This is a genomic window from Chroococcidiopsis sp. CCNUC1, from assembly GCF_023546805.1.
Lineage (GTDB): Bacteria > Cyanobacteriota > Cyanobacteriia > Cyanobacteriales > Chroococcidiopsidaceae > Chroococcidiopsis > Chroococcidiopsis thermalis.
Genome location: NZ_CP097480.1, coordinates 5,153,374 through 5,168,281 on the forward strand (window position 1 = coordinate 5,153,374; position 14,908 = coordinate 5,168,281).

Here is a 14,908-nt window from a genome sequence, read left to right on the forward strand (position 1 = left end):
TACGGATCTGTAGGGGCGCACGGCTGTGCGCCCCTACGAATGTATTACACCCGCATGGGAAATACCATACAACCTCGCGATCGCCTGGCTTCTGCTTGCTGACACAAAAATCATCCTAGAGAAATTTTTTATCTCCTCCAATTCTCGTTACATTGAAGGAGAGGATGCACTTAAGCCGTGCTAGGAGAGAACCGTATGGACGCAGATACAAAACAGGAACAATCCCACTCAAACCACAACGGCGAGAAGCACAACACCCCAGAGATGGGTGGTGGATTACCTGTAATTCAGTATTGGGCAGAACATACGTTGTCTCCAGAGGGACCGAAACTGTGGCAAACTCTATTACATAAAAGCTCTTGCCTATCTTGTGCTTGGGGAACGGGCGGACAAAAAGGCGGGTTTCGCAACGAACTAGACGAACCGCTACAACGCTGCATGAAGAGTGTAGAGGCTATTTCTGCCGAACTGCAACCGCCAGTAGAACGGCATTTTTTCGATCGCCACACAATTACCGAACTCCAGCAGTTGTCCTCTCTAGAAGCAGATCGTCTCGGTCGTCTTAGCTTTCCTGTCATTTTACGTGAAGGAAAGTCTCATTACGAACGTATTTCTTGGGAAGAGATTTATCAAATTGCCGAAACAGCTTTTCGCCACCCTCCAGAACGAGTTGCGTCCTATAGTTCGGGGCGATCGTCTAACGAAGCGGCATTTTTGTTGCAATTAACGATCCGGGCTTTGGGATCGAATCACTTAGCAGATTGCTCCGATTTGTGCCATGTTCCTTCTACTGTAGGTTTGAAGGAAATGTTTGGTTCCGGTACTTCAATGGTAAGTTTAGATAGTCTAAAAAAAGCAGACTGTGTAGTGTTAATTGGCTCGAATGCGCCTGCAAACCACCCGCGTTTGATGAACGAATTAATTCAATTACGCGATCGCGGTGGTAAAGTTATTGTGGTCAATCCAGTTGTAGAAGTTGGGTTAGTTAAATTCGCCTCACCTGCATACCCGCTTAAATCTCTCTTCACCGGATCGGATATTTCTTCACTCTATCTTCAGTTGATTCCTGGTAGTGATGTTGCTTTATTTGTGGGGATTCAAAAAGCATTAATCGAACAAAATCTCATTCAAATTGATTATCTACGCGATCGAACTGAAAATTGGGAAGCTGTCGTAGATTATGCTATTTCTACTGAATGGGAAACTATTGTAGCTACTTGCGGCATTTCCAAAGCAGAAATTGAAGCAGCAGCCCGCATTATCGGGACTTCAAAAGGTGTGGTCTTTGCTTGGGCAATGGGGGCGACACAACACGAAAATGGGGTAGATAACGTCTATGCGATCGCCAATACAGCCTTAATCACAGGAAATGCAGGTAAAGAGGGTGCTGGCACGATGCCGATTCGCGGACACTCCAACGTGCAAGGGTTTGGCTCGATGGGTGTCACGGCAAAATTGAAGCCGGAAATTCAACAAACTTTAGAAAAATTGTTAGGGCGATCGCTCAACCGCAATCCCGGCTATCGCGCCCGTAATTTAATTGACGCTGCGGATGCGGGTGAGGTAGATTCGTTAATTTGTGTGGGTGGTAATTTATATGCTGCTAACCCAGATTTAACCCAAGCTAAGCGGGCATTAGGTAACATCGAAACCATTATCTACCTCGCAACAAAACCAAATTTAGGACACTTCCACGGCTTAGCTAAGAAAAACACAATTATCATTCCAGTATTTAATAGATTTGAAAATCCACACAAAACAACGACTGAATCTGGTAATAATTTTGTCCGGCTCAATGATGAAGGCAAAACCCATATTAAAGACGGAGATTTAATTTCAGAAGTCGAATTTATCGCGGAATTAGCCCATCGGCTTCACGGGGAAGAACCGATTCAATGGCGCAAACTTCAAGATACAAAATACGTGCGTCAACTCATCGCCAAAACCATCCCTGGTTTCGAGCAAATGGCAACTATTGACGAAACTAAAGAAGAATTTACCATTGGCGGACGCATCTTTAAACAACCTAAATTTGCTACCCCATCAGGTAAAGCCAAGATGTTTGTTACGCTTTTACCCCAACTGCACGCACCTCAGCCGCAAGATTTTGGCATCTGTGAATCTACTCGCAGTCTTAGCTTAATTTTGATGACTGGACGCAGTTATTCACAACATAATACTGTAGTGTACAAAGAAGGCGATCGCTATCGGGGAATGCCACATCGAAATTGTATATTAATGCATTCAGCTGATGCCGAAAAAGCAGGATTGCAAGAGCATCAGCGCGTCACGGTGCAGGGTGATGCAGGCAAGATGGAAAATGTAGAGATTATTTTTGGTTCCGTGCGTCAAGGGACGGCTTTCATGTTTTATCCCGAAGTTAACGCGATATTTAAGGCAAGGATCGATCCTAAATGTGGAATACCTGCCTTCAAGCGAGTACCGATTTTTGTGTATGCTTAGCGCTATAGCTTAGTGAGAATTTTGTTTGATACTTCTGTTTTGGTTGCTGCACTACTTGTCAGTCATTCTCAGCATCCCGCTTGCTTGGCTCGATAGCCATAAATGTTCCAGTTGGTGGCATTTTTGATGCTTTGATTGCTCAAGCTGCCTTGAAAGCACATGTAAACATTCTCCTGGCATTGAATCCAAATCATTTTACTCGCCTTGGAGATGCGATTGCCAATCTCGTACAAGTTTCTGAATAATATTTTAGTAGGTCGATCGCATATGCAAAATACATCTGAATATCTCTGCGCTTATTGTGGCGAACCTAATGCTACGTTTGTCGATCTTAGCGGGGGAATGCAGCAATCTTATGTGGAAGACTGCCAAGTTTGCTGTCAGCCTAACGTACTTTATATTTATATTGACGAGGATAATTTAGACATAGAAATTAGTAGCGAACCTGAAAGTTAAACTGATTTATTCTTTAACTAATAAAACTGATTTAACAGGACGCTGAATTTGTTTTCTGTAGTAAACTCCTTTTCGCTTTTATCCCCCAATTTCTTGCTGAAAGCGCCGATCGTTAATTAACCCTTCAAAATCGGGATCGGCTTGTGCTTCTTCGCGGTGGCTGGGATTGAGTTTAATTGCTTGCTGCAAGTTTTCTAAGGCAGATTCGGCTTGTCCTTGCAAAGCATAACAGGCAGCTTTATTGTAATAAGCATTGGAATAATCAGATTTAATTTGTAGAGCGCGATCGAAACTCGTTAATGCTTCTGCATCCCGTTCTAGTTGTACGAGGAGATATCCTCTAGAGTTCCAAGCTTTGAATGAGTCGGGATTAAATTCGATCGCCTTATCGTAAGATGCGATCGCGTCTTCATACCTTTCCAATACCTCTAATGCCATTCCCCGATTCAACCACGCTACTGCACTATCGGGTTTTATTTGTACGGCTTTGTCAAATGATTGAAACGCTTCTTCATGGCGTTGTAGTTTTCCTAAAGCAACACCGCGATCGATCCAAGCTTGATAGTATTGTGGGTTAATTTCTACTGCTTTGTCATAAGCCGCGATCGCTTCAGCCAGTTTGTTCGCTCTTCCTAACACAATCCCGCGTTGGAACCAAGCTTTCTCATCATTTGGTTCGACTTTGAGGACTTTATTAAACGCTGCAAATGCACCTTCATAGCGTTTTAATTCTTTCAATGCCAAACCCCGTTGATACCAAGTTTCGGGATTGTTAGGACGAACTTCCAATACTTTATCGTATGCTGCGATCGCTTTTTCGTATTGTTGTAATTCCCAATGTGCTATTCCTAGTTGATACCATACATCGGGGTTATCGGGTTTCAATTCTAAAGCCCGATTGTAGGCGACAACAGCAGCTTCGTATCTACCTTCAGCAAATAAAGTATTACCCTGATTTACACAATCTTCTGGGTTAAGGAATAAGTGCGGTTGATTCGATCTCAGGCGTTCGATCTGCGCTGTCAATTCCTCTAATTTCTCAGTCATTTCAGCAAATGCCGCTTCTGCGATCGCTTTGGGAGCAACTTCTGCTAAATTATGCAAAATTAACTCTTTCTGGGTTGTTGCCTCCGATTGCAAATCTTTTAAGAAACTAGACAGCGTGGTTTCTAATTTATCGATCGCTTGCAACGTTTTATCTTTCCGAGTTTGAATTTCTGCTTGAATACCCGAAAGTTTATTTCTCGCTTCGGTTTCCAGTTCTGCTATGCTTTGAATTGTCCGATCTTGTTGAGATTTAATTCCAGCTTGAGTATTTTCCACCTCAGATTCATACTCAACTTCTCGCGTTTTGAGGTTTTGAATGGCTTGCTCGATTTCCGTTTGCAGTTTTGTCCCAGATGCAGAAATTTGAGCGGCGATCGCTTGGCGCAACTTTGCTATACTCTCTAGCGCCAAATCGTTTTGTTCTTGAAACTTTCGTGCAGTTTCAGTTTTAATTTCAGCTAGTTGTGGCGCAAATTCAGATTGTAAGGATCTGAGATTTTGTAAAATTGTGTTTCTTTCTGCTTGCGCCTCTGTTTGAATCGCATTCAATTGTTGCTTGTAATCTGCTTCCGCTTGTTTCAAGCCTTGAATCACAACGTCTCGCTGCTTTTGAATATTTCCCCGCAGTGCTGATAGTTGTTTTACAACATCTGTTTCCGATCTGCTCAGGTTTTGCAAAATTGTATCTTTCTGTTCCCGCACATCTGCTTCCATTTCTGCTAGCTTAGGCGCAAACTCCAGACTCAATCTTTCTAAGTTTTCTACTAGTAAATTTCTTTGAGTTTGTGACTGCTGTTGTAACTCATTGAGCCGCGCTACAAATGCTGTTTCTGACTGTTGTAATTTCCTCAAAATACCGTCTTTTTGTCCCTGTACCTCTGCTTGCAACGCAGCTAGTTGAGGCGCAAAATCCGCACTCAGTCTTTCTAAATTGCGGATTGTTAAATCTTTCTGATTTGCTGCCTGCTTTTCCAGTTCAAACAATTGAGTAATAAATGTACCTTCTACTTGTCTAAAGTTTTGTAGAGAGCTATCTTTTTGCTCGATAATATCGGCGTTGAAGGCATTAACTTGAGTGACGAAATCTGTTTTTGTTTGTACGAATTGTTGTAAAACAGTATCCTTACGCTTTTCTATTTCTGCTTGTATTACTGATAACTCACCATCAAACTCCGATTTCGCTTGCTCGAATTCTTGCAACGTTAGAGATTTTTGTGCTTGTGCATCTGCTTGTAATGCTAAAACCTGAGTATCAAAATTTGTTTTCGTCTGTTCAAATTGTTGTAATGCAACATCTTTTTGTCCTTGCACATCAATTTGAAATTCTGAGAGTTGGTGAGTAAAAGCAACTGCTAATTGTTCTAAGTTCCCCAAAATAGCTTCTCGTTGCTTTTGAGTCGTCCCTTGGATATCATTTAATTGTTGGATAAAGTCTTGCTCCGATCGCTTCAAATTCTGCACGATCGCATCTTTTTGTGCTTGTACGTCGGCTTGCAATTCCATCAGTTGAGGTGAAAAATCAGCCCCTAATTGTTCTAAATTACGTAATATTAAATCTCTGTGCTTCTGCGCTCCTAAATGTAAATCTGTCAGTTGTGTAGAGAACTGATTTTCTAAATTTTCTAATGCTTGTTTAGAAGTATTAACTTGAGTTGCTAGATCTGATAAAACTTGATTTTTAGTTTGGTAGACTTCAGAGATTAACTGAGAGAGATTATTTCTTTTAGCATTAATTTCTTGGTGTAAAGTATCTGCCTCATTATCCATATCCTCAGCGATACCTTGAGCTGCACGCAACAGCTTTTTCACTTCTTGGTTAGCAGTATTCAGCTTACTTTCTAACTCTCCCACCTCTTTAATACGTGCTGCAACTAAATCGGCTACCTCGCGCACCACGGATCGCCGTAGCAAAAACAGAGTCGCGATCGCCAAAGCTAAAATGAGTACTAGGACGGCAAGCAGAATGTTAAATATCGTTAACGTCTGGCTAAATATGCGATTTGCTTCGGCTTGAACTTGCTGTTGGACTGGACTTTGTTGTTGGCTATTTGGCTGTAACTGCGCTACCTGTCTTTCTTGGCTAATGTTAGTTTGGGTAGCTGTTTGGGCAAGAATGGGCTTATTAGCGCTAGCAACTCCAGCACTTGCAATACCTACAGACAGCAGGAAAGTAGAGAGAACCTTTCCACTACGGGATACCAGTGTCAAGACTTCTGAATGCTTGCGTTCCATCGGTACTTCCTTTGTCTGTTTGATAGAGACAACTATATCCAAATATATCGTTCCTAGTTAAGTATCTCTCGATTGGACAGTCGGGAGTCGGTAGGGGCGGGTTTTGACCCGAAATGTCTAGTTCTAGCAGTCAAAATGTTTGCTAAACCCGCCCGTACAGGAGTCGGGAGTCGGGAAAGAGTGTAGGATGTAGTGTGTGGTAACTGCTTACTAATAACCGACAACTGATAAAGTGGCAACATTAGCGATCGGTATGATTGAGACTGCGGGCGTTCCTGCTGCTGTGGAAGCTGGGGATGCGATGTGTAAAGCGGCGCTGGTGACTCTTGTTGCATACGAAAACACGGATCTCGGTCGCATTACAGTTATCATCAGAGGCGCTGTTTCTGAGGTGAATGTAGCTATTACGGCTGGCTTAGCAGCTGTGTTGCGGGTTAATGGCGGCGAGATTCTTTCCCATCACATTATTGCTCGTCCTCACGAAAATTTAGAGTATATCTTACCAAATTCACCGCACTGAAGATGTAGCTCAATTTCAGCACGATATTTGCTTTCCCCCACCTTTGTCGGCGTAGAGAAAGACAAGGAAGACAAGGGAGACAAGGGAGACAAGGAAGACAAGGGAGACAAGGAAGACAAGGGAGACAAGGGAGACAAGGGAGACCAGGGAGACAAGGGAGACAAGGGAGACAAGGGAGACAAGGGAGACAAGGGAGACAAGGAAGACAAGGAAGACAAGGGAGACAAGGGAGACAAGGGAGACAAGGAAGACAAGGGAGACAAGGGAGACCAGGGAGACAAGGAAGTAATTTTAGCCACTAGCCACTAGCCACTAGCCACTAGTCACTTATGGGTCAAAAAGTAGCATTTTGGTTAATTCCCGCCACCGCCGATAGAATCTTCTTTCAGGAAGCTATCGATCGCCTTGCCGAAAATTACGCTGCTTTCTCCTTCACGCCTCACGTTACAATTTACGTAACCGTTCAAGGGGTTGACAAATTGTAATTGAGAAACCAGCAGGTTGCTGCTAAGGTGACAAGATGAGTCAAAACGTTCCCAACCGACTGGATGAAATCAGCGAAGCGGACTGGGCGCAGACGCCGGAAAGTGTCAAGCGGCTAGTGCGGAGATTGTTGGGAGGCATCGAGCAACTAGAGCGACAATACGAAGAACTGAAAGCAGAAAACGCACTGTTGCGAGAGCAGGTGAAGCAGAATAGCCAGAACTCATCGAAGCCGCCATCGCAGGATGTGAGCAAAGGATTCAAGGCAAAAGAGAAAAAGCCCAAAGGGAAGCGAGGGGCACAATTTGGGCATGAGGGACACGACCCTAAGCTGTATCCAGTAGAGCAATGTCAACTGCTTGAGGACTATTACCCAGAACGGTGCATTGAATGCGGTGCGGCATTGCAAGGCAGTGACCCCGAGCCCTATCGGGTACAGCTCGTGGAGATTCCTCCGGTGATGCCAATTGTGCATGAGCATCGATTTCATGCCTTAACGTGTGAGTGCTGTGGTACGGCAACGCGAGCGTGGGATGAGGCGATCCTGAATGGGAGTCGGTATGGGGAGCGAGTTGTTGCCCATGTGGGCGTGTTAAGTGGGCAGTATCGACAATCGCATCGGATGGTGCAGGAACTCTTGCGGGAGTTGTTCGGGATTGAGCTATCCGTGGGGAGTATCAATCAACTGCGGCAAGAAAGTAGCGCATCAGTGGCAGCAGCAGTCTCGCAGGCACACGCGTATGTGCAGGCGTGGGCGCAGGTGAACATAGATGAAACCAGCTTTGACCAAGGCAACACGGACGGCAAGAATCCCAAGGGTAGTAAAGGCTGGTTGTGGGTGATGGTGACACCATTGGTGAGCTATTTTGCGGTTTGTCTGAGTCGCTGTGGAGCAGTGTGTCAACAGTTGTTGGGAGACACCTTCACAGGCATTATTGGCAGTGACCGCTTTAGTGCTTACACCAAATTGGAACTACAAAGACGGCAACTGTGCTGGGCACATCTCAAACGAGATTTTACTCGCATTGCTGAACGAACTGGAGTTTCTGGGGAGTTGGGCAATGCCTTATTAGAACAGCAGCGGTTGTTGTTTGAACTTTGGTATCGAGTCCGAGATGGCACACTCAGTCGCCGTGAATTTGTCTCGGTTGTCACTCCCATTCGGCAACGCGTGCATACCTTACTGGTTGAAGGGGCAAGCTATGCAATTGCCAAAGATGAAAAAACCCCGTTGGCAAAGACAGTACGCACCTGCCAGCAACTGTTGAAAGTCGAATCGGCACTGTGGACGTTTGTCACAGCGGAGGGTGTTGAACCGACCAATAATGCGGCAGAACGGGCACTGCGTCCGGCAGTTTTGTGGCGCAAAAATAGCTTTGGTTCTCAAAGTGAGGCGGGTAGTTTGTTTGTTTCCAGAATACTGACAGTTGTGACCACTTTGCGCGCTCAAAACCGTCCGGTTTTAGATTATCTGGTCGAGGCGTGTCGTGCTGCTCGGCAGGGTCGATCTACCCCATCCCTGCTACCTGTTGATGCTGCTACCCCGTGAACAATTACCAATTTACTGGGGAGAATTTGCAGATGATGCATCTCTAACTGAAATTTTAGAGCAGGCAGTTCGAGGAATTAACGCTTTTAGTTTACAGTGCGATCGCGTCTTATATACAGACCAATTTACGAAAACTCTTTTCGTCCAATTTCATCCCAGTATAATCTTAAGTCAGATTACAGAGTCAATTCGGAATCATTCCCAGTCCCCTGCCGATTTTACTCTCAATCCCCATCTCAGCTTGATGTACAAACATCTCGATGCAGATGTAAAACAATCAATAGCTGCAACCATTTCTCTACCGAGAACTGAGGTTTTTTTCGATGAAATTCAAGTATTGCTGACTCCAGATACCGCTCAATCGCAAGCAGATATTGAAAATATTACATCGGTTATCAGTTGTCAGTTACCAGGGAGTTGTGAGTAGGGACGCACAGCCATGCACCCATACAGCGGTGAGTGGTGCGTGACAAATTACCCGTGACAAATTACCAAATCTGCAAAAAATCAAATAATAGTAATAAATCTTTACTTCTTGTCCGATTGCTTTTCTGCTGTGCAGTCGGTACAATAGCGATCGCAACTAATAAATACACTATTTCGATAAGTTAACCGTTGATTAAGGCTATAGCTTGTAGAGCTGCGATCTCAGATCTCAGATGTAAAAACTAACCTTTATGGGAGATAACTTATGGCGATTCCAAGCGATGTGGAATTAGGTACGCATAGACCAACTCAAACTCGGCTCAAGATTCGCATACCCAAAGGCTTGCATAGCGAACCAGTCATTTCTCGCCTCACTTCCCAGTGTGGGATTACTGTAAACATTTTGGCGGCTTTACTGAGTGCGAATGGACGCGATGATGGTTGGTTCGATTTAGAACTTCATGGGACAAAACCTCAGATTGGTAACGCGATTACCTATTTGAACGACTTGGATTTAGAAATTTGGGGACACTCTACGCCAGAAGAAGATGGCTGGTAAGCAAGTTAAAAGCTAAAAGTCAAAAATTCGCAGGGGTGGGTTTAGCTAGAATCCTGAATAACTAACGAAGATCTCTCACTAAAACTCGCCCGTACAAATAAAAGTACGATTTTAGTGGGGCGATCGCGATCGCGCGTGCAGGTATACATGCATATTGTTATACGATCGTCTTGACGCTGCTAGTGTATGCCTGATGGAATTTGACATCATCTCTCAAGCCAAAACTCCAATTCTGGAGGCTCTTTGGCAATGTGCAACTCGAATCAATCATGCTCCTTTCTATACCCCAGGACATAAACGGGGAGAAGGAATCACCCAGCAGCTAGTGAATTACTTTGGTAAAGCCATATTTAGTGCTGACTTACCAGAATTGCCGGAGTTAGATAACCTATTTGCACCCCAAGGAATCATTCAGGAAGCGCAAGAATTAGCCGCAGTCGCGTTTGGAGCGGAAAAAACCTGGTTTTTAGTCAACGGTTCAACTTGTGGTGTAGAGGCAGCAATTTTAGCAACTTGTGGGGTAGGAGATAAGATTATTCTGCCGCGTAACGTGCATAATTCAGCGATCGCAGGTCTAATTCTCTCTGGTGCTGTCCCTATTTTCATTGCTCCTGCATACGATCCGGTGCTGGATATCGCTCACAGCATCACTCCTGAAGCAGTAGCCGCAGCCTTAGCCGCACATCCCGATGCCAAAGCGGTGTTGATGGTATATCCGACATATTACGGTGTATGTGGCGATCTAAATGCGATCGCTGCTGTAGTTCATCAACATAATATTCCTTTATTAGTTGACGAGGCGCACGGTTCCCACTTTGCCTTTCATTCCGAATTGCCTACCCCTGCCTTAGCAGCTGGCGCAGATTTAAGCGTACAGTCAACTCATAAGGTTTTAGGGGCATTGACTCAAGCTTCAATGCTACACGTTAGCGGCAATAGAATAGATCGCGATCGCCTAAATAAATCCTTACAATTATTACAATCTACCAGTCCCAGTTATTTACTTTTAGCCTCCCTAGATGCCGCACGGCAACAAATGGCATTATACGGCGAGGAACTGATGGCGAAAACTTTGCGTTTAGCGGATGAAGCCAGAAACCGGATTAGTCAAATTCCCAATCTTTCAGTTTTACAGCTGCCAGCAAAAAGCTCAGGCTTTGTTGCACTTGACGAGACGAGACTTACCGTCACTGTCTCCGGTTTGGGGATCGCGGGATTTGAGGCGGATGAAATCTTGCATCAAGAATTAGGCGTTACAGCCGAATTACCATCTTTACAGAACCTCACGTTTATTATTTCCTTGGGCAACACAGTAGCAGATATCGAGCGTCTGGTAGAAGGTTTTGCTGTTCTGGCTGAAAGATCTACACAAGTAAGTCAAAAGTCGAAAGTTAAAAGTCAAAACCAACTCCAAATTCCGAATTCCGTCAGCCGAAGGCGAAGCGAAGCGTTATTCCGAATTCCCAATTCTCTTCTCACACCGCGTGAGGCTTTCTTTGCTCCAACAGAAACACTACCATTTCATCAGACACGCGATCGCATCAGTGCAGAACTTATCTGTCCCTATCCTCCAGGGATTCCTATTTTAATGCCAGGAGAAATCATCACCTCAGAAGCATTGGAATACCTACAACAGATTCAAGCCAGTGATGGATACATTACCGGATGCACCGAGCCGAGTCTCGCTCAGTTAAAAGTAGTTAAGAAGTGAGTTACTTTGTAGAGACGTTACATGTAACATCTCTACACTGATAACTGATAACTGGTCACCGATCGCTGATAACTGCTCCCTGCTCATCAGGTAATTCCATAGTGAATGTAGTCCACCCTTCCTGACTTTCTACCTGAAGCGTTCCTTGAAGGTGTTCTACCAATTTTTGTACTAAAGTTAATCCTAATCCCGTACCCCCTTGTTTCCAGCGATCGCTGTTGTGAATGCGATAAAATTTTTCAAAAATCTTTGGTAATTCTGTTGCGGGAATTTCTGCTTGGTTGCGGACGGTAAAGATCGTGCGTGTAGTTGGTAGTTGGTAAGCGGTGCAAGGCGCAAGTTGCGGCTGCACGCTTACGACGATCGCGCCTCCCATTGGAGTATACTTACAGGCATTGTTTGCTAGTTCGGCGATCGCTCGCTCCAAACTGGCGCGGTCTGTCAAGATTTGCGATAGATTAGGATCGAGCCGAATTTCTAGTAATTGTTGATTTTCTTGGGCGCGAATCAGAAAAGGCTCCATAATTTGAGGTAGCCATTCTTGTAAGTTAACCGCTTCTTGTACGAGGGTGGGATAAGACGCTGTTTCTAATCTTTGCAGATCGAGTAGTTCGGTAATCAACTCAGCTTCTCGATTGCATTCTGCTTGCAAGATTTCTAAATATCGTTGTCTTTTTTCACTACTAGGAGAAGTTTTTAACATTTGAATTGCCATTTTCATGTTGGCAATCGGTGTACGTAACTCATGAGAAACAGTGCTTAAAAAATCATCTTTGAGTTCGTGCATCTTCTCCATTTGCACCAACATCTGTTCTTGCTCGATTTGTTTTTGATGCATAGCTTCGACCTGCTGTCGTTCGCTAATATCCTGAAAAACTAACATCGTGCCTACAATGTTTCCTCGATCGTCTTTAATTGGCGCAATGCTGTCGTCAATGGGTATTTCTAAACCATTTTTATCGATCAGTTGCGATCGCTCTGAAATCTCGACTGTTATTCCTTTCTGTAAAGCTTGTTGAATTGGGTGTTCTGATATAGTTTGTGTCGGGATAATTTTGACAACTTCTGTTGCTTCTTTACCGCAGGCATCTTGTCGATTCCAACCAGTCAGAGCTTCTGCAATTGGATTCATCAAAGTAATTTTTCCTTCTGTATCGCTAGCAATTACGCCATTATTAATACTTTTTAATACAGTTCTCAACCAGTATTTGTTTTGTTTGAGATTTTGTTCTACTAAATATTTATTTAGCGCGATCTCGATTGTTGTTTTTAGTTCTTGCTCTCTAAAAGGTTTGACAATATAACCAAAGGGGTGTGTTGCCAGCGCTCTAGTGACAATGTATTCGTCGGAACTTGCAGTTAGATAGACCACAGGAAGCTCGAAATGATGATGTAAAATTTGAGCTACCGCTATGCCGTCCATATCTCCTTGCAAGCGAATATCCACGAGTACTAAGTCTGGTTTGAGTTCGCTAATTTGTGCGATCGCATCTTCTCCAGTTGCGACAGTTTTACAGACATGGTAACCAAACTTCTGTAGCCGATTTTCTATATCTTTGGCAACGATCCCTTCGTCCTCAACCACCAATATTTTTGCTGGAATATTCATTCTTTTGTAAACTCAGTCTAGATCGAAAATCTCACTATGAATTCCGTACCAAAATCTTTTTTAGTTAATTCAATATTTCCTTTTAGCTGGTTGGTTAATATATTGACTATTTGTAGTCCTAAAGATTTAGTATTTTGCCAATTAAGTTCTAGTGGTAATCCAATTCCATCATCGCTGACTTTGAGAATGACATGATTATGAGTTTGAGGTTCTTCAAATTGAACTGCAATACAAATTTGCCCAAATTGCCTCTTTTTGAAAGCATGTTTCATTGCATTTGTTGTAAGTTCGTTAATAATCAAGCCGCAGGGAATAGCAATATCTATACTTACCCAAATTGGTTCTGTTGCAAGTTTTAAAGTAACTTGCTTGCAATTGAGTTTAGCAGTGTCATATGTACTGTATAAATTATTAACTAGTGTTTCAATATAATCAGCTAAATTAATTTGAACGCAATTTTGAGATTGAGAGCGATACAAGAGATCGTGAACCAGAGCCATAGAAAAGATCCGAGCCTCACCCGATTTTAGAATTTCTAGCGTTTGGCGATCGCTGACATAGTTTGTTTGTAAACTAAGCAAACTAGAAATCATTTGTAGATTATTTTTAACGCGGTGGTGAACTTCTTTCAACAAAAAATCTTTTTCTCGTTCTACAGCTTGAATGCGTGCTGCTGCTTGCTTCTGCTCGGAAATGTTGCGATTAATTCCAGTCATCCAGATCGCTCGATCGGCATCATCATAAAAAACTTTACCTTGTCCCGCCAACCAACGAATATTACCATCAGCACTAAGAATGCGAAATTCTTGCTCAAATTCTCCCGTTCTTTCCAGCGCGCGGGTAATAGCTTCGCTGAACGAAGCACGATCTTCTGGATAAATCCGATCGAGAACAGCTTCGTAAGTACCTGCAAATGTCCCAGGTGCGAGATCGAATAAAGCCTCTTGTTGCAAAGACCACTTAAGTTCGTGCGTATGCAAATTCCAGTCCCAAATTCCTATCTGCGATGCTTCTAAAATCAAATGCAACCTCTCTTGACTCTGGCGGAGCAACTCTTCACTACGTTGGCGATCGCTAACATCGCGCACGACTTGAGAAAAACCTTGAATTTCTCCGCTACTATCTTTGAGAGCTGTCGTGACGACATTCGCCCAAAACCTAGAGCCATCTCGTCGTATCCGCCAGCCTTCCGTTTCCAGACGCTCTTGCGCGATCGCTGTTTGTAATTCCTGTTGGGGAATACCGCTTTCTATGTCGGTATAGGTGTAAAATCGAGAGTAGTGTTGCCCGATCGCTTCTCTAGCTTTATAGCCTGTAATTCTAGCCGCTCCTGCATTCCAACTGGCAACTATTCCATCAGCATCGAGCATGAAAATTGCGTAATCTTTCACTCCCTCAATTAGCAGACGGAAACGTTCTTCACTTTGGAGTAAAGTTGCTTGGCAATGTAACGCTGCGACTTGGCTCTGTTGCGCTCGCACTCTAGCAGAGTTAAGGATAGCAATAGCAGTACAGATACAGATGGCTTCGAGAACGAAAATCGTTAGGCGCAAGCCTTGCTCCCAACTCGCGATGGATAGCACGTATTGAGGAGGGAGGAAAAAATAGTTGCATAAGATTGCTGCGAGTGCTGTTGCTGCTAATCCCGCTCCCATTCCACCACACCAGGCACTGACCAAAATCGCAATGAAAAACAGCATAAATGGGCTTTCTTTATGGATTAGGGTAGCGAGAAAGAGCGTGACAACTAAGGCGATCGCCACTGTCAACACTGCTACACCGTAACGCCAAAATAGAGATTTACGCTTAACCACTGCTCAGAAGTTTTTCCATAAAATCATTAGATCGGCTCC

The 14,908-nt window shown here is 43.8% G+C and carries 11 protein-coding genes and 2 pseudogenes; 10 read left to right on the forward strand and 3 right to left on the reverse strand.

Going from position 1 to position 14,908, the window contains the following annotated elements; all coding sequences use genetic code 11:
• The first annotated feature begins 195 nt into the window (after positions 1-195).
• The 3 genes and pseudogenes from M5J74_RS23830 to M5J74_RS23840 all read left to right on the forward strand — a co-directional run bounded on the left by M5J74_RS23830 (position 196) and on the right by M5J74_RS23840 (position 2,919).
• Positions 196-2,463, forward strand: coding sequence for an FdhF/YdeP family oxidoreductase (locus M5J74_RS23830; protein WP_250013516.1), 2,268 nt, complete (start codon positions 196-198; stop codon positions 2,461-2,463).
• A 101-nt stretch (positions 2,464-2,564) separates the two neighbouring features.
• A pseudogene (locus M5J74_RS23835) lies at positions 2,565-2,708 on the forward strand (VapC toxin family PIN domain ribonuclease); the annotation flags it as partial.
• A gap of 22 nt (positions 2,709-2,730) precedes the next feature.
• Complete coding sequence (locus tag M5J74_RS23840) at positions 2,731-2,919, forward strand: CPXCG motif-containing cysteine-rich protein (RefSeq protein ID WP_015156486.1); 189 nt, start codon at positions 2,731-2,733, stop codon at positions 2,917-2,919.
• 78 nt (positions 2,920-2,997) lie between these two features.
• Here the strand turns inward: M5J74_RS23840 and M5J74_RS23845 are convergent, their stop codons facing one another.
• Positions 2,998-6,240 (reverse strand): tetratricopeptide repeat protein, encoded by a 3,243-nt coding sequence (locus M5J74_RS23845; RefSeq protein WP_250013520.1) that lies wholly within the window; start codon positions 6,238-6,240, stop codon positions 2,998-3,000.
• A 211-nt stretch (positions 6,241-6,451) separates the two neighbouring features.
• On the opposite strand from M5J74_RS23845, the pseudogene M5J74_RS23850 reads away from it, so the two are divergent.
• From M5J74_RS23850 to M5J74_RS23880, 7 genes and pseudogenes are all read left to right on the forward strand, one after another.
• Positions 6,452-6,773 (forward strand): annotated as a pseudogene (locus tag M5J74_RS23850) (carbon dioxide-concentrating mechanism protein CcmK).
• Positions 6,746-7,027 carry a hypothetical protein gene (locus tag M5J74_RS23855; RefSeq protein ID WP_250013524.1) on the forward strand — a complete coding sequence of 94 codons (282 nt, stop codon included), beginning with the start codon at positions 6,746-6,748 and terminating at the stop codon, positions 7,025-7,027. Before M5J74_RS23850 ends, M5J74_RS23855 begins: the two are co-directional and overlap by 28 nt.
• A 20-nt stretch (positions 7,028-7,047) precedes the next feature.
• The gene (locus tag M5J74_RS23860; RefSeq protein ID WP_250013525.1) at positions 7,048-7,203 is read left to right on the forward strand and encodes a hypothetical protein; all 156 of its coding nucleotides are present in this window, start codon (positions 7,048-7,050) and stop codon (positions 7,201-7,203) included.
• 35 nt (positions 7,204-7,238) lie between these two features.
• Complete coding sequence (locus tag M5J74_RS23865; RefSeq protein WP_250013550.1) at positions 7,239-8,750, forward strand: IS66 family transposase; 1,512 nt, start codon at positions 7,239-7,241, stop codon at positions 8,748-8,750.
• A complete protein-coding gene (locus M5J74_RS23870; RefSeq protein ID WP_250013552.1) occupies positions 8,734-9,177 on the forward strand; it encodes a 2'-5' RNA ligase family protein in 444 nt (147 codons plus the stop codon). The genes M5J74_RS23865 and M5J74_RS23870 overlap by 17 nt, the downstream gene beginning before the upstream one ends.
• Before the next feature lie 264 nt (positions 9,178-9,441).
• Complete coding sequence (locus M5J74_RS23875) at positions 9,442-9,735, forward strand: NIL domain-containing protein (RefSeq protein ID WP_015156491.1); 294 nt, start codon at positions 9,442-9,444, stop codon at positions 9,733-9,735.
• 193 nt (positions 9,736-9,928) lie between these two features.
• Positions 9,929-11,446 carry an aminotransferase class I/II-fold pyridoxal phosphate-dependent enzyme gene (locus tag M5J74_RS23880; RefSeq protein WP_250013554.1) on the forward strand — a complete coding sequence of 506 codons (1,518 nt, stop codon included), beginning with the start codon at positions 9,929-9,931 and terminating at the stop codon, positions 11,444-11,446.
• A gap of 55 nt (positions 11,447-11,501) precedes the next feature.
• Here M5J74_RS23880 and M5J74_RS23885 read toward each other — a convergent pair whose 3' ends face one another.
• The gene (locus M5J74_RS23885) at positions 11,502-13,055 is read right to left on the reverse strand and encodes a hybrid sensor histidine kinase/response regulator (RefSeq protein ID WP_015156493.1); all 1,554 of its coding nucleotides are present in this window, start codon (positions 13,053-13,055) and stop codon (positions 11,502-11,504) included.
• Positions 13,056-13,072: 17 nt separating this feature from the next.
• Complete coding sequence (locus M5J74_RS23890; RefSeq protein WP_250013556.1) at positions 13,073-14,869, reverse strand: PAS domain S-box protein; 1,797 nt, start codon at positions 14,867-14,869, stop codon at positions 13,073-13,075.
• Positions 14,870-14,908: the final 39 nt, after the last annotated feature.